This window comes from Ancylobacter sp. GW821-FHT10E12 (assembly GCF_058809335.1).
This window is the reverse complement of sequence record NZ_JBXASN010000005.1, coordinates 159,808-174,649: the sequence shown is the minus strand read 5'-3', so window position 1 is coordinate 174,649 and position 14,842 is coordinate 159,808. Positions and strand designations below refer to the sequence as shown.

The window sequence follows — 14,842 nt, the reverse complement described above, 5'->3', positions numbered from 1 at the left end:
CGAACGGTGATCCTGCTCGGGCGCCGCCGCGCCGCTATCCGAACGGAAAGATGTCCGACACCGTCTGGATATGCCCGACGATGCCCTGTTCGAACTGGTAGCGGGCAAAGGCTTCGATGGCCCGTCGGTTCGGTGCCGCGCCATAGGGCCAGTAATCGGCGCCCATCGTCTCCTCGGTTGCGCGCAGCGACGCTTCCTGCCACGGGAGCATGGCCGTATCGTACGCGTATTGGTGGAGTTCGTTGGCGGCGAACGCTTTCGCCTCCTCGAACGCGCCGGTCAGCACGGCGGGCAGGTCGGGGTGCCTTTCCAGCACGTCCTGGCGGATGCCAATAATGTGCATCAGCGGGAACAAGCCGGTGCGGCGATAAAAGTCCCTTTCCGCCGCGGGCACGTCCGCGAACAAGCGCCGGATCGCCGGATGGCCCTGGGCGAAAGCTTGTGGCGCGCGCGGCGCAATGATCGCGTCGATCCGCCCCTCCAGCAGCCACTGCCAGAGCGTCTCGCCGGCTCCGAGCCGGGTTACGGCGAAGCGGGTCGGCAATTCGATCGGCACCTTCTCCTCGCGCCCTGGCGCGTCGATGCCGCCGATCACCCAATGAACGCTGTCCGCGCTCACCCCGTATTCATCGGAAAGCAGGCCGCGCACCCACACATTGGCTGTGAGCTGATATTCAGGCACGCCGATATGCCGGCCCCGAAGCTCCTCCGGCCGAGTAATGCCGGCGTCGGCGCGCAGGTAGATGGCGCTGTGCCGGAACTTGCGCGAGACAAAGATCGGCAGCCCGACATAGCGGCACGTCCCACGTGCGCGAAGCAGCGAATAGGTGCTGAGGGACATTTCGGTGACGTCGAACGCGCCACCGAGCATGCCACGCAGAAACACTTCCTCGGGTGGCAGGATGGACCAGTCCAGCCGATAGCCCGACGGGTGAATCGTGCCGGCGATAAGCGGCCAAGTGCGGTCATAGGCGCCGCAACCGACGGTGAGGGACGTTTCGGGTAACGTTGCCACGTTCATTTGCTCGAATAACCAGGCACGATGAGCGCATCGATCACATAGCGCCCTCCCGCCTCCACGTGAGCCGCGCCCTTCGCAAGTTCGATGCGCAGCGCCTCCACATTGTCCACCGGTTCGCCACCGACGAAGCCCTGTGCCCGGGCCAGCCCGATGATGTCGGGGCGTGGATCGTCCAGCCGCTGCCCGATCCATTTGTTCTCGACCGCCCGCCCGCGCTGGTGCGCCATGCGCTCCTGGTGGACCTCGTCGTTGAAGTAGGAGCGGTTATTGGCGACGACCAGCATCATCGGTATGTCGCGATTTGATGCTGTCCAGAGCGCGTTGACCCCCATGAGATAGTCGCCGTCGCCGATCACCCCCATGGTCAGACGGCCGGTCCCGCGCAAGGCGAGGGCGGCACCCACCGTGTGTCCCGGCCCGGTCCCGACCGCGCCGCCGCCGTCCTTGCCCAGGAAGTCGAGCGGCGTGCGGAACCGGCAGGCCGACCGGGGCCAGCCGAAGGAAAGGCGCGCAAAGGTCACGTCGCGCGCTTGCGTGATTTCCATGATGGTGAACGCCATCTGCTCGGCCGTGAAGAGGGCGTCCGGGTCGGGTTCCGTCGGGGCCGTGACGGTCCAGTGCTCCTCCGCCCCGATCGCCGCCGGCGCGGCGCGCCAGGCCGGATCGGCCGCCACCGCGTCGAGGATCTGGCCGACGAACAGATCGGGATCGGCGAGCACCCTGACGTCCACCGCCGGCAGCGCTTGGTGATCCATGCTCCAGCCATTGGCGGCATAATTGTCGAGCGAGCAGTGGATGATCGGCGTGGCAAGCGGCGTCTGGCTCTGGGAGGAGCCGGTGCGGGCGCTGAGAAAGCCGGCGAGGTCGTGCCAGTCGAGGCTGAGGATCGCATCCGCCCGGCGCAGGATCTCCACCTCCGCCGCGTTGGGACGCTCGCCGACCGGCGCCAGCGCGTGCAGCGGATGCTCGGTCGGAAAGCCGGGTGCGTTGTGCGTCGTCGTCAGCACCGTGGCGCCCAGCGCTTCGGCAAGCGCGATCCGCCGCGCCCAGTCGCCCTCGTCGCGCGACACGCGGCCGATCAGCAGCAGCGGCGATTTCGCCGTGCGCAAGATCGCCAGCGCCTCGTCGAGCACCTCGCGGGAAGCGGCGGGCGCGGTCGGGGCGCGGAACCGCGCCACGTCGGGCACGCGCACCTCGCGGTCGAGCCGGGCCTCCTGCATCTCGGCGTCGAGGCAGACATAGACCGGGCCCATCGGGGCGGTCCGGGCGATCTGGTTCGCCCGCAGCACGGATTCGACCGCCGCCTCCGCCGAGGCTGGCTGGTCGTCCCACTTGGTGTAGTTCCGCACCAGCGCGCCCTGGTCGCGCGACGTATGGATCCAGTCGATCCACGGCCGGCGCCGATGGGCGTCGACCGGCCCGGTCGCTCCCAGTATCAGCATCGGGCGCCGGTCGCACCACGCGTTGAAGATGCTCATGGTGGCGTGCATCAACCCGACATTCGAGTGCAGGACCACCGCCATCGGTTCCTGCGCAACGCGGGAGAAGCCGTCGGCAATGGCCACGGCATGCCCCTCGTGCAGGCAGACCACCATTTGCGGGTCGCGATTGCCGAGATGGTTCACGAGGCTGTCGTGCAAGCCACGAAAGCTCGCACCGGGTACCAGCGCGACGTGGCGATAGCCCAGCGCACGAAGTGCATCGGCGACGATGTCGCTGCCCCACAGGTCGTTTGAGATCGCGGCGCTGCCAGCGTCGGTCGTCATGGTCGAAGCCATCCTTCTCATGTCGTCGGAAGCGGATTATTCGCTGAACACCTCGTCGCGGCCCTTGCGGATCGAGGGCACGACGCCGACGAACAGCAGGACGACGGCGAGGACGATGAAGACGGCGGCGAGCGGTCGGTCGACAAAGGTCATCAGGCTGCCGCGCGAGATCATCAGCGCCTGCCGGAGGTTCTCCTCCATCATCCGCCCGAGCACGAAGCCGAGGGTGAGCGGCGCCGGCTCGAAGCCGAACTTGGTCAGCGCGTAGCCGGCAACCCCGAGCGCTGCCATGATGAGAATGTCGGCAGGCTCGCTGTTGAGCGAATAGACGCCGATGCAGCAGAAGATCACGATGCCGACGAACATCAGCCGATAGGGCACTTTGAGGAGCTTCACCCAGAGGCCGACCATCGGCAGGTTGATGACGAGCAGCATCAGGTTGCCGATCCACATCGAGGCGATCAGCCCCCAGAACAGGGCGGGCATCTTCGTCATGATCTGCGGACCCGGCACGATGCCGTGGATCGTCATCGCCCCAACCATGAGAGCCATGACGGCATTGGGCGGAATGCCGAGCGTCAGCAAGGGGATGAAGGACGTCTGGGCGCCGGCGTTATTGGCCGATTCGGGGCCGGCGACGCCCTCGATGGCGCCCTTGCCGAACCGCTCGGGATGCTTCGCGAGCTTCTTCTCGAGCGTATAGGACGCATAGGGACCGAGAACGGCGCCGTTGCCGGGCAGGATTCCCAGCACCGACCCAATGAAGGTCCCGCGCAGGATCGGCTTGAAGCTCTGGTGCAGCTCGGCGGCGCCGGGCAGCAATCGCCCGATCTTCGATTCCCGAACGACGTCGCGGGATTCGCCGTGTTCGAGGCTGCGGAAGACTTCCGCGATGCCGAACAGGCCCATGCCGATCAGCGCCACGTCGATACCGTCCGCGAGCCAGGTCGCACCGAAGGTGAGCCGGAGCTGGCCGGTGGTCAGGTCGGGCCCGATGGTCGACAGGAGCACGCCGACCAGCACCATCAGGACAGCCTTGAGGACCGAGCCGTTGGCGAGCAGGATCGCGAAGGCGAGCCCCATCAGCATCAGGGCGAAATATTCCGCCGGACCGAAGATGAGGGCCAGGCCGGCAAGCGGCCCTGCGAGCGCCGAGATGACGAGTGTCGCGACCGAGCCCGCAAAGAACGACCCGATCGCCGAGATGCCGAGCGCGATGCCGGCCCGGCCCTGGCGCGCCATGGCATGGCCGTCGAGCGCGGTGACGACGGCGCTGGACTCGCCCGGAATGTTGAGCAGGATCGAGGCCGTCGACCCGCCATATTGCGCGCCGTAATAGATGCCCGCGAGCATGATGAGAGCCGTGGTCGGATCGAGGCCGAAGGTCAGCGGCAGCAGGATCGCGATGGTCGCGATCGGCCCGATGCCCGGCAGGACGCCGATCAGCGTTCCCAGCATGCATCCGGCGAAGCAGAGCAGGATGTTGATCGGCGACAGGGCGACGCCGAGCCCGAAGGCGAGGTTCGAGAACAGATCCATGTCCGCCTCAGAAATTGATCGACAGGCTGGGGATGACCAGCATGGGAAGCGGCTGGTTCAGAAGCACCCGGAAGAGCACGGCGCATACCGCCGTCATCGCGACCGTGAAAATCATCAGCTCCTTCGGCCGAACCTGCGCGGTGCCGAAGCCGGCGATCAGCATCGTGAGCGGCGCGGCGATGAGGAAGCCGGGCGAGCGGATGGTCAGGGCGAAGGTCGTCAGCCCGGCGATCACGAAGAGGGGGCCGCGCAGGTGCCACCTGTCGAGTTCGTCGCCGTCGCGAAGCAGCCCGAACACCATGAGGGCGAAGCCCCCGACCCCGATCGCCAGCGCAGTCCAGCGCGGCAGCATGGCGGGTCCGATCGCCCGCATCGTGCCTTGCGGCAGATTGCGCAGCATCCACACCACAAAGGCGGCAAACACGATCAGGAAGAGGCCGGACAACAGGTTCTGCGGCGACCTCACGGTGAGCCACCGTGCCGGTGCGGACGTCTGGCTTGACTGGGTCATCGGTTTCTCCGGGACGCGCCGGAGCGTACGGCCGCCTGGCGGCCGCCACTCCTGCGCCGTTCGAGACAGGGGCGCGCGGATCACTCGACGGAGACGCCGACGATTTTCACCATCTCACCCCACTTGCCCACCTCCTCGTCGAGATAGGCGGCAACCTGGGGAACGGAGCGCGTGTGCAGCTGATAGCCCATGTCGATCAGCTTCCTGCGCGTGTCGGGCTCGGAGATGATCTCCGTGATCGCCGCGTTCAGCTTCTCGACGATCTCCGGCGGCGTCTTCGCGGGCGCCAGCACCGCAACCCATGATTCCGCGATGAAGGGGAAGCCGGATTCGGTATAGGTCGGCACGTTGGGCATGGCGGCCACGCGGGTCGGGCTCGCTACCGCGAGGCCGATCAGCTTGCCTTCCGCCACCTGCGGAATGATGCCGAAGGACGAAGCCACCATGTCCACCTGATCACCGAGCGCCGCCTGCACCGAGAGCGCACCGCCGCGGAACGGCACATGGGTTGCCGGCGTCTTGGCCATCGTCTTCAGGAAGAATTCAGCGGCCAGATGCGACCCGGACCCCACCCCGGCGCTGGCGAAGGTGATCTCCTTGTCCTTGGCCCAGGCGAGATAGTCCCTGAGCGTGCCGGGTTTGGACGGGTTTACGGCGATGGTTTCGGGCGAGGACACCGCGATCGATACCGGCACCAGCTGGTCGAGCTTGTAGTCTCGCGACTTGTAGAGCGTCTCGTTGATCGCGATCGCCGTCGAGGTGACGAGAAGATTCAGGCCGTCCGGTTTGGCGTTGGCGATGATCGATGCGCCGGTGTTACCACCGGCTCCGGCCTTGTTCTCCACCGTCACCGGCTTGCCCCAGCGCTCGCTCAGCTTCTGGCCGATGATGCGGGCGAAGGTGTCGACGAAACCGCCGGCGGCGAAGGCCACCGTGAGATTGATGCGGTCGGGAGGATAGGAGGCGGCCTGCGCCCGCACCGCGCTGGCGGTGCCGGTCAGGACCAGGCAGATCGATAAGACAGCGAATGTCGCGCGCCGTAACGTCGTGAGCATATTCCATCCCTTTCAATCGTTCGGTTAGCCTCTCTTGACGGAGGCCGGGTCAGGACGCCGGGGCGATGGCTAGTCGCGTGCCGGACGTTTCAGATTCACGTGGATGTGCTTCTCCTGCGTGTAGGCGAGCAGCTCTTCGAGGCATTCCTCGCGGCCGAGGCCGGACTGCTTGTAGCCGCCGAAGGGCGTGCCGAGAAAATGACGCGACACCTCGTTGATCCATACGAAGCCGGCCTGCACCTCGGTGGCGAGTCGGTGGGCCTCGCGCACGTCGTCGGTCCAGATCGAGCAGGTCAGGCCGTATTCGACGCTGTTCACGGCCGCGAGCATTTCGGCTTCGTCGGACCATTTGAAGATCGCCAGGATCGGCCCGAACACCTCCTCGCGGGCAAGGCGCATCTCCCGCGTCATGTCGGTGAAGATGGTCGGCTCGACGAAGAGGCCGCCGGCGAGCGCCGGATCGTCGGGCCGCCCGCCGCCGCATAAAAGCCGGGCGCCCTCGGCCTTGGTATCGGCGATGAAGCCCAGCACCTTGTCGAGTTGCGCCTGGCTGATGATCGCCCCCATCGTCGTCGCGGGATCGGTCGGATCGCCCGGCTTGAAGTGGCGCACCCGCTCGCGAACACGCTCGACAACGGCGTCGTGGATGGATTCGTGCAGGAAGGCCCGGCTGGTCGAGCCGCAGGACTGGCCGCACCAGGTGAAGTTCATGCCGGCGATGATGCCGGCGGCGACCTCGTCCGGGTCGGCGTCGGCGCGCGCGATCAGTGCGTTCTTGCCGCCGAGCTCGAGCAGCAGCGGCTTGATGGTCTCGGCGGCGGCCTTCATCACCGCCCGTCCGGCCGGCACGCTGCCGATCAGCGAAACCATCGCCACGTCCGGATGCGCAGCCAGCGCTGCGCCAGCCTCGCGCCCGCCGGGCAGCACGTTGAACACGCCGGGCGGCAGCAGGCCGTCGACAAGTTCGGCGAAACGCAGCGAGCTGAGCGGCGCCTGATCCGGCGGCTTCACGATCACCGTGTTGCCGGCCGCGAGCGGCGCGGCGGACTTGGCGGCGCAGAACATGAAGGGATGGTTGAACGGGATGATCCGGCCGATCACGCCACGCGGCTCGCGCACCGAGAAATTGACCGAATGCGGCCCCAGCGGCACCGACTGACCCTTCATCTCGGTGACGAGGCCGGCGAAGAAGTCGAGCTGCGCGGCGGCATTGGCGACATCGCCGAGCATCTCGTGCAGCGGATTGCCGCCATCCATGGCGTCGATGAGCGCAAGTTCGCGAGCGTTGTCGCGCACGATCTGCGCGATCCGGCGCAGCAGCTTGGCCCGCTCGGCCGGCGCCACGCGCCGCCATTCGCGATAGGCGGCGCGCGCGGCGGCGACGGCGGCATCGACATCCGCCGTCCCGGCCTGGGCGACCGCGCCGAGCGAAGCGCCGCTCGCCGGATTGGTCAGCTCGACCGAGCCGCCCGCCCGTGGCGCATGCCATTGGCCGTCGAAATACAGCCCGCGCTGCGTTGGCAAAGCGCTCGAATGGCTCGTGAAGGTTACTGCCATGCTCATGGCGGCTTTCATCTCCCTGGCACCCGCATTGAATGCGAGACTGTTTCCCCGCCGCAGCGATCGGTTCGGTCACGACGGCTTTCCGGGCGGTGCTCTGTCGGCACCGCTTTAAGGCAATGCAGGCCCGATCTTCGGTAGGTCCTCCGTTCACGCGCTCGGGGTGCCGGCCGGGCCGGCGGAATCGATGCGATCGAACATCTCGGCGAGGCCGGCGAGTTCCGGGCTGATGCCGAGCTGGCCGAGCCGATCCTGGTGCGCCACCGTGCCCTCGGTGACGCGCGGATCGACCCCGAGCTCGTGCAGCGTGTTGACCACCTCGCGCATCTCGGCGGCGCGGCGCACGCCATGCTGGAGCATGCGGTTGAGGCAGTAGGGGACGAACTCCGCCCACTCGATGCCGGGATAGCTCTGGCTGATCGAGGTGAGGATGACGGGGTCGATGCCGGCCTTGCGCGCCGCCATGAAGCATTCGTAGCTCAACGCCTCGAGCCCCTTCACCATGACGCTTCGCACCATCTTGACGAGGGTCGCCGATCCCACATCCGCCCCGGCGAGCGACAGCTTCATGCCGAAGGGTTCGAGTGTGCTGATGAGCCGCCCCGCCTGCGCGCCCGCCACCAGGCAGGGCGTCTTGTGGCCGGCGGGATGCACCGGCGCCATGATGGCGAGGTCGATATAGCAATCCGCATTGGCCAGCGACGCGGCGGCGGTCTTCTTGCGGCCGGGGGAGACCGAGTTGACGTCGACGAAAATCTGACCCTGGACCAGCGATGGCGCCGCCGCATGGGCGACGTCGAGGCTGGAGGCCGCCGTCACCGCCGAAACCACGATGTCGGCGCCGTTCATCGCATCGGCGAGAGTGGAGGCGAGCCGCACGCCGATGCGTTCGGCAGGCTCGCGCACCCGCGGCTCGTTGCCGGCTATGTCGTAGGCCGAGATGTCGCGCAGGCCCTCGCCGATCAGGCCTCCGGCGATCGCCTGCCCGGCCTCGCCGAAGCCGATGAAACACAGACGCGATCCGCTGAAGCTGTTCACCGTCGATCCGCTCATGCCGTTTCTTCCTCTGGTTCGCCTTCCCGCCGGTACGCCCGGCCAATGCCCGCTGCGGAGCACGGCCGGCACCGCGCTAGGCGATGGTGCAGATGTCGTCGAAGGCGAACCGCGCCGCCCGGGGGCGGACAGTGGCGGGGTCGCCATATCCAATGTTGATGAGGAAGTTCGACTTGACCTGCCCACCTGGAAAGAAGGTTTCGTCGACGACGTCGTGCAGGAAGCCGGACATCGGGCCGCAATCGAGCCCCAGTGCGCGGGCCGCCATCAAGAGGTAGGCGCCCTGAAGCGTGGCGTTGCGGAAGGCCGCGCGCCAGGACAGGTCCGGATCGGCGATGTAGCCGGCACGCCGGTCCACCGCATGGGGCGCCAGCAATTCCAGATGATCGTAGAAGTGGCTGTCGATGCCGAGCACGGCCGTCACCGGCGCCGCCATCGTCTTGTCGACATTGCCCGGCTTGAGCCCGGCGCGCAGGCGTTCCTTCGCTTCGCGCGACTTCACGAAGACGATGCGCTGCGGCGAGATGTTATTGCTGGTCGGCGGCATGCGCGCAAGGTCATAGAGATCGCGCAGCTGTCCGTCCGGCACCGGTCGGTCAAGCCATCCGTGGTAGGTGCGTCCTTCGCGGAAGAGGAGATCGAGGGCGGTTTCCGACAACCGCTCCCGGGTGACACGATGATCCATAGCCGCCTCGCCATTCGGGGAGTGGCGAAGTGATATCAAGTGAGATTGGCCCCGTCCTCCAGCCGGGAGGGTGCACAGCTATAACCTTTGGTAATAGCGGAGGCCGCCTCAGCGATCGTCGAGCAGGCCGGTCGCGCGCAGCTCGCGCACATATTCCCGCAGCGCCGCGACCATGGCGGCGAGGTTGGGCGGGTGGCGGCGGTGGCGCAGCGTGATCACGCCGGCCGGGCGTTTGCCCGAGGCCAGCGGGAGCGGCAGCATGCCGACGATGCCGCGCCGCAGATCGCCGGCCAGCATCAGCCGCGGCAGCGCGGTGACGAAGTCGCTGGTGAGGACCAGTTCGCGGATGAACGAGGTCGAGGTGGAGCGCAGCGTGCCCACCGGCAGCGTCAGCCCGGCATAGCTCAGCACGGCGTCGATCTCGTGCCCCAGTCGCTGATCGAGCGAGGGCAGCACCAGTCCGTAGTGGACGATCTCCGAGAGATCGGGATTCGGGGAAGCGAACAGCGGATGGCCGCTGCGCGCCAGCAGCGAGATCGGCTCGTGATAGATCGTCTCGCGCTGGACATCGCAGACCGTCTCCAGGTCGTAGAGCCGGCCGACGATGACATCGAGCTTTCCGCTTTCCAGCTGCGGCATCAATTCGGCGGTACGGCCTTGGACGATGCGGATGTCGAGATCGGGATTGGTGCCCCGCAGCCGGGCCAGGGTCGGCGGCAGCACGCTGGAGGCGGCGGTCGGCAGCGCCCCGACGACCAGCGTCCCGGCCCGTCCCTGTCGCACCATGTCGACGTCGTCGGCGAGCCGCTCGATCAGCGAGACGATGGCCCGTGCGCGCTCGATGACGACCCGGCCATAGGTGTTGACGAGGATGCCGCGCGCCATGCGATCGAAGATCTGCACCCCCAGCGTATCCTCGACCTCCTGGACGGCCTTGGTCACGGCCGGCTGGGAAATGTTCAGTTGATGGGCGGCCCCGAGGAAGCTTCCCTGCTCGCCGACCGCGATCATGATCTGCAATTGCCGCAGCTTGAGACCGGTGATGAGCTTGTTCTGCACGACGTTCCGCATCCCCGTGTCCGCCGGATTCTTCGTATTTTGACGCGGACGGTAGAGCGGCTCCCGTCGCTTGGCGATAGCGCATCGCCCGCCTCGCGCCAAAATGACCCGGCAGGGAGCCGGCATTGCGTGGGGCCGGACGACATGTTTGGCTGTCGCCGCGCAGGTGCGGGTCGGCGGGGCGGCATGCGGGTTGGTAGGGTTCGATGCGGATCGACGTTCTCGGACTTCAGGCCTTCGTCACCATCGCCGAGCGCGGCAGCTTCCATGCCGCCGCCTCGCATCTCAACCTGTCGCAGACCGCGCTCAGCCACCGGATCCGCAAGCTGGAAGAACTGCTGTCGACCCAGCTTCTCCTGCGCACCACTCGCCAGGTTTCGCTGACGCCGGCGGGCATCGCCCTGCTGCCGCGGGTGCGAAAGGTCTTCGAGGATCTCGGCATCGCGCTCGACGAGGTGCGCGACTCCCATGAGGTGATCGAGGAGAAGGTCGCCGTCGGCTGCCTGCCGACGGTGGCGATGAAATGCCTGCCGCTGGCCATTATCGACCTGCACCGCGATTTCCCGCGGGCCAAGGTGGCGATCCATGACAATTCCGCCAGCGAGATTGCCGAGAAAGTGCAATCCGGCCAGGTGGAGTTCGGCGTCACCATCGTCGCCGCCAATCGATGGGACCTTGAGCTGAAGCCGGTCGTCAAGGAGCCCTTCGTTCTGGTCTGCCACAAGAGCATGCCGCTGGCGGATGCCGCGTCGCTGACCTGGGCGCAGATCGACGGGCTGCCGCTGGTGCGCATCAGCGCCGAAACCGGCAATCGCGTGCTCATCGACGACGCGCTCGGCTCGAGGGGCGAGGCGATGTCATGGCACTTCGAGGTGCAGCGCGTGTCCACCGCGGTGAGTCTGGCGCGGGCCTGCGTCGGCTACACCATCGTGCCCCTGCTCGCGCTGGGAGCGACCGAGGCGTCGGACGTCGTGGCCATCCCGCTGCGCTCGCCGACGGTGACGCGCACCCTCGGCGTGGTCACGCGCAAGGGCGTGCCGCTGAGCCCGGCCGGCCGCCAGTTGCTCAAGCTGCTGACCCGCCGGCTCAAGGACAGCTTCCCGCATCCGGAGGCCGATGAATCCTGAACAGGATTCATCAATCGCTGCATTCTGATCATTTGATTGCCTAAAGCCGTCGTCTCATGGTGCGCGCAATGCTTGCCGTGGCCGCCGCTACGTCATCCCGGCAAAGCGAAAAATCAAAATAAAAATCTCCGAGGAGAACGCCAGATGATGATCAATCGACGCCATCTTTTCGCCGGCGCCGGATTTGCGCTCGCCGCCGTGGCGACCCACCGTGCCGCCGCGGATTCCGGCACGGTCAAGGTCGGCCTCATTGCTCCGATGACCGGGCCGTTCACGTCAACGGGCCGCATGCTCGAAGCCGGGGCGCGCCTCTACATGGCGCAGGCCGGCGATACGGTAGCCGGCAAAAAGATTGAGCTTATCCTGCGTGACGACACCGGCGTCGCCGATGTGACACGCCGCATCGCCCAGGAAATGGTGGCGAATGACGGCGTCGAGGTGCTGGCCGGATTCGGGCTGACGCCGCTGGCGCTTGCCGTGGCCCCGCTCGCCACCCAGGCCAAGGTGCCGGAAGTGGTGATGATGGCCGCCACCTCGGTGGTGACCGAGAAGTCGCCCTATATTGTGCGTGCCGCCTTCACCCAGGGCCAGACCACCGTTCCCATGGCCGAATGGGCCAAGGCGAACGGGATCAATCGCGTCGTCACCATCGTCGCCGACTATGCGCCCGGCATCGACACCGAGACCGCCTTTGTCAGCCGCTTCAAGGAGTTGGGGGGCGAGGTCGCCGAGACCATCCGCGTGCCGCTCTCCAACCGCGACTTCGCGCCGTTCCTGCAGCGCGCGGCCGATGCCAAGCCGGACGCCCTGTTCGTCTTCGTGCCGACCGGCCTCGGCGCCACGCTGATGAAACAGTTCGTGGAGCGCGGGCTCGACAAGGCCGGCATCCGGGTGCTCGGCGAGGGCAGCGTCACCGAGGACGACATCATCACCCAGATGGACGATTCGGTGCTCGGCATGGTTACCTCGCACCATTACTCCGCCGCCCATGACAGCCCGGAGAACAAGGCTTTCGTCGCGGCCTTCCGCGCCGCGAATGGCGGGCTGCGCCCCAACCACGTGGCGGTCCATGCCTATGACGGCATGCGGCTCATCTACGAGGCACTGAAGAAGACCGGCGGCAAGACCGACGGCCCGGACCTCATCGCGGCGATGAAGGGGCTGAGCTGGGAGAGCCCGCGCGGTCCGCTGACCATCGACCCGGAAACCCGTGAGCCGATCCAGAACATCTATATCCGCCGCGTCGAGCGACGGGACGGCGAACTCTACAACATCGAATTCGCCACCATCCCGCACGTCAAGGACCCGGCGAAGATCCGTTCCTGACGCCATCCCCCAGATCAAGAGATACGCACATGCTCAGCAGACGCTCGGTTCTGGCGGCTCTCGGCGTCGGCACGGTCGCCGCCCCCGCCATCCTTCGCGCCCAGTCCGCCTGGCCCTCGCAGATGATCAGGATCGTGGTGCCCTTCACCCCGGGCGGCAGCACGGACCTGCTCGCCCGCCTCATCGCCAACCGGATCTCCCCGTCGATCGGCGGGCCCGGCATCATCATCGAAAACAAGCCGGGTGCCGGCGGCATGACCGCCGCCACCGAGGTCGCCAAGGCGGCGCCGGACGGCCACACGTTGATGATGGGGCATATCGGCACGCTCGCCTTCAACCCGGCGCTCTATCCCAACCTGCCCTACGATCCGCTGCGCGACTTCCAGCCGGTGGCGCTCGTCGCCTCGGTGCCCAACATCCTGGTGATAAACCCGGAGGTGCCAGCCCGGGATTTCGGCGAATTCGTCGCCTATGCCAAGGCCAATCCCGGCAAGCTGAACTACAGCTCCGGCGGCCAGGGCAGCGCCGCCCATATCGCCGGTGCCTATCTCGCCTATCGGGCCGGTTTCCAGGCGGTGCACATACCCTATCGCGGCACGGCGCCGGCGGTGGTGGATCTCGTTGCCGGGGTGGTGCAGTTCACCCTCACCGGTGGCCCCGCCGTGCTGCCCTTCGCCAATAACGGCAAGCTCCGGGCGCTTGGCATTGCCAGCGCGAACCGCGCCACCTTCGCCCCGCAGCTGCCGACCATCGCCGAGAGCGGATTGCCGGGCTTCGAGGCGGTGCAGTGGTATGGCATCGTCGCGCCGGCCGGGACGCCGATGGCGATCGTCGACCGGCTCAACCGCGAGATCAACGCCCAGCTCGATACGCCCGAATTCGTAGCGGCGCTGGAGAAGGACGGAGCGGTGGCGAGCAAGCGAACACCTGATGGGTTCAGGCAGCTCATCGCCAGCGAGATCCCGATTTGGCGGGAGGTGATCACGCAGGCAAACATCACGGCGGGAGGCTGAATCGTGCAGACCGGCATCAATTGCATGCTCGTGCGCGGTGGCACGTCGAAGGGGGCCTATTTCCTCGCGGAAGATTTGCCTGCCGATGCCGACCTGCGCGACCGCCTGCTGCTGGCGCTGATGGGGTCACCGGACAAGCGCCAGATCGACGGCCTTGGCGGCGCCCATCCGCTGACGAGCAAGGTCGCGATCATCTCGAAGTCAACGCTGCCGGATTGCGATGTCGACTTCCTGTTCGTCCAGGTAGGTGTCGACAAGCCCCTCGTCGACACGACTCCCAACTGCGGCAACATCCTGGCCGGGGTCGGGCCGTTCGCTCTGGCGCGCGGTCTGGTGCCGGCCACGAGCCCGCGCGCGACGGTGCGCGTGCGCACCCTCAATACCGGCACCATCGCCGAGCTGACGATGGAAACGGAGGGCGGACTGGCCCGGACCGAGGGGTCGGCGCGCATCGACGGCGTGCCGGGCACCGCGGCGCCGATCAGCATCGGATTTCTCGATGCGGAAGGCTCGGTCTGCGGCGCATTGCTGCCCACCGGCAACGCCGTCGACATCGTCGACGGTGTCGAGGTCACGCTGATCGACAATGGCATGCCGGTCATCGTGCTGCGCGCCGCCGATGTCGGGCGCACCGGCTATGAGAGTCGCGACGCGCTCGACAAGGACACCGAGCTCAAGCGGCGCATCGAGCGTATCCGCCTCGCCGCCGGCCCGCTGATGAATCTCGGCGACGTCTCCGGCAAGGTCGTGCCGAAGATCGCGCTTGTGGCGCCGCCGCGCGAGGGTGGGGCGATCTGCACGCGCAGTTTCATCCCGCACGAGTGCCACAGCGCAATCGGCGTGTTCGCCGCGGTGACGGTCGCGACCGCCGCCGCCCTGCCGGGATCGCCGGCGGCCTCGGTGGCGGCGATGCCGCCAGGCCGGCAGCGCTCGATCAGCGTCGAGCATCCTACCGGCGAATTCACCGTCGACCTCACGGTCGGCGGCACGGCGGAAAGGCCTGTCGTCGAACGCGCCGGCCTGCTGCGCACCGCCCGCATCCTGATGGATGGCCGGGCCTTCGCGCCCGCCTCCGTATTGGCGACGGAGCGCAATCCCGCCCGCACCGCTGCCGAATAGCATTGCAA

Annotated in this window: 13 protein-coding genes; 4 read left to right on the top strand and 9 right to left on the bottom strand. The window is 67.2% G+C overall.

The genetic code is table 11. The features are described 5' to 3' along the window. Nucleotides 1–34: 34 nt before the first annotated feature. From AC1RU4_RS08615 to AC1RU4_RS08575, 9 genes are all read right to left on the bottom strand, one after another. Nucleotides 35–1,021 carry a substrate-binding domain-containing protein gene (locus AC1RU4_RS08615; RefSeq protein ID WP_492890646.1) on the bottom strand — a complete coding sequence of 329 codons (987 nt, stop codon included), beginning with the start codon at nt 1,019–1,021 and terminating at the stop codon, nt 35–37. After that, entirely contained in the window at nt 1,018–2,787 is a 1,770-nt protein-coding gene (locus tag AC1RU4_RS08610; protein WP_492890645.1) for a thiamine pyrophosphate-binding protein, read from the bottom strand. The genes AC1RU4_RS08615 and AC1RU4_RS08610 overlap by 4 nt, the downstream gene beginning before the upstream one ends. A 36-nt stretch (nt 2,788–2,823) precedes the next feature. Beyond that, complete coding sequence (locus AC1RU4_RS08605) at nt 2,824–4,326, bottom strand: tripartite tricarboxylate transporter permease (protein WP_492890644.1); 1,503 nt, start codon at nt 4,324–4,326, stop codon at nt 2,824–2,826. 7 nt (nt 4,327–4,333) lie between these two features. Beyond that, the gene (locus tag AC1RU4_RS08600; RefSeq protein WP_492890643.1) at nt 4,334–4,921 is read right to left on the bottom strand and encodes a tripartite tricarboxylate transporter TctB family protein; all 588 of its coding nucleotides are present in this window, start codon (nt 4,919–4,921) and stop codon (nt 4,334–4,336) included. Further along, entirely contained in the window at nt 4,918–5,892 is a 975-nt protein-coding gene (locus AC1RU4_RS08595) for a Bug family tripartite tricarboxylate transporter substrate binding protein (RefSeq protein WP_492890642.1), read from the bottom strand. The genes AC1RU4_RS08600 and AC1RU4_RS08595 overlap by 4 nt, the downstream gene beginning before the upstream one ends. A gap of 69 nt (nt 5,893–5,961) precedes the next feature. Further along, nucleotides 5,962–7,455 (bottom strand): aldehyde dehydrogenase family protein, encoded by a 1,494-nt coding sequence (locus AC1RU4_RS08590; RefSeq protein WP_492890641.1) that lies wholly within the window; start codon nt 7,453–7,455, stop codon nt 5,962–5,964. A 147-nt stretch (nt 7,456–7,602) separates the two neighbouring features. Continuing rightward, a complete protein-coding gene (locus AC1RU4_RS08585; RefSeq protein WP_492890640.1) occupies nt 7,603–8,505 on the bottom strand; it encodes an NAD(P)-dependent oxidoreductase in 903 nt (300 codons plus the stop codon). A 76-nt stretch (nt 8,506–8,581) separates the two neighbouring features. Next, on the bottom strand, nt 8,582–9,190 hold the full coding sequence (locus tag AC1RU4_RS08580; protein ID WP_492890639.1) for a malonic semialdehyde reductase: 609 nt from the start codon (nt 9,188–9,190) through the stop codon (nt 8,582–8,584). A 108-nt stretch (nt 9,191–9,298) separates the two neighbouring features. Next, nucleotides 9,299–10,261, bottom strand: a complete 963-nt coding sequence (locus AC1RU4_RS08575) for a LysR substrate-binding domain-containing protein (protein WP_492890638.1) — start codon at nt 10,259–10,261, stop codon at nt 9,299–9,301. A gap of 194 nt (nt 10,262–10,455) precedes the next feature. On the opposite strand from AC1RU4_RS08575, the gene AC1RU4_RS08570 reads away from it, so the two are divergent. From AC1RU4_RS08570 to AC1RU4_RS08555, 4 genes are all read left to right on the top strand, one after another. Next, a complete protein-coding gene (locus AC1RU4_RS08570) occupies nt 10,456–11,376 on the top strand; it encodes a LysR family transcriptional regulator (RefSeq protein WP_492890637.1) in 921 nt (306 codons plus the stop codon). A gap of 147 nt (nt 11,377–11,523) precedes the next feature. Beyond that, a complete protein-coding gene (locus AC1RU4_RS08565; RefSeq protein ID WP_492890769.1) occupies nt 11,524–12,702 on the top strand; it encodes an ABC transporter substrate-binding protein in 1,179 nt (392 codons plus the stop codon). A gap of 29 nt (nt 12,703–12,731) precedes the next feature. Continuing rightward, nucleotides 12,732–13,715, top strand: a complete 984-nt coding sequence (locus AC1RU4_RS08560; protein ID WP_492890636.1) for a Bug family tripartite tricarboxylate transporter substrate binding protein — start codon at nt 12,732–12,734, stop codon at nt 13,713–13,715. Next, complete coding sequence (locus AC1RU4_RS08555; protein WP_492890768.1) at nt 13,716–14,834, top strand: 4-oxalomesaconate tautomerase; 1,119 nt, start codon at nt 13,716–13,718, stop codon at nt 14,832–14,834. The last annotated feature ends 8 nt before the right edge of the window (nt 14,835–14,842 follow it).

Excerpts from the sequence above, each read along its gene's own strand:
- AC1RU4_RS08615 (WP_492890646.1), bottom strand. The coding sequence starts at position 1,021 with ATGAACGTGGCAACGTTACCCGAAACGTCCCTCACCGTCGGTTGCGGC.
- AC1RU4_RS08610 (WP_492890645.1), bottom strand. The coding sequence starts at position 2,787 with ATGACGACCGACGCTGGCAGCGCCGCGATCTCAAACGACCTGTGGGGC.
- AC1RU4_RS08605 (WP_492890644.1), bottom strand. The coding sequence starts at position 4,326 with ATGGATCTGTTCTCGAACCTCGCCTTCGGGCTCGGCGTCGCCCTGTCG.
- AC1RU4_RS08595 (WP_492890642.1), bottom strand. The coding sequence starts at position 5,892 with ATGCTCACGACGTTACGGCGCGCGACATTCGCTGTCTTATCGATCTGC.
- AC1RU4_RS08590 (WP_492890641.1), bottom strand. The coding sequence starts at position 7,455 with ATGAGCATGGCAGTAACCTTCACGAGCCATTCGAGCGCTTTGCCAACG.
- AC1RU4_RS08585 (WP_492890640.1), bottom strand. The coding sequence starts at position 8,505 with ATGAGCGGATCGACGGTGAACAGCTTCAGCGGATCGCGTCTGTGTTTC.
- AC1RU4_RS08580 (WP_492890639.1), bottom strand. The coding sequence starts at position 9,190 with ATGGATCATCGTGTCACCCGGGAGCGGTTGTCGGAAACCGCCCTCGAT.
- AC1RU4_RS08575 (WP_492890638.1), bottom strand. The coding sequence starts at position 10,261 with ATGCGGAACGTCGTGCAGAACAAGCTCATCACCGGTCTCAAGCTGCGG.
- AC1RU4_RS08570 (WP_492890637.1), top strand. The coding sequence starts at position 10,456 with ATGCGGATCGACGTTCTCGGACTTCAGGCCTTCGTCACCATCGCCGAG.
- AC1RU4_RS08565 (WP_492890769.1), top strand. The coding sequence starts at position 11,524 with ATGATCAATCGACGCCATCTTTTCGCCGGCGCCGGATTTGCGCTCGCC.
- AC1RU4_RS08560 (WP_492890636.1), top strand. The coding sequence starts at position 12,732 with ATGCTCAGCAGACGCTCGGTTCTGGCGGCTCTCGGCGTCGGCACGGTC.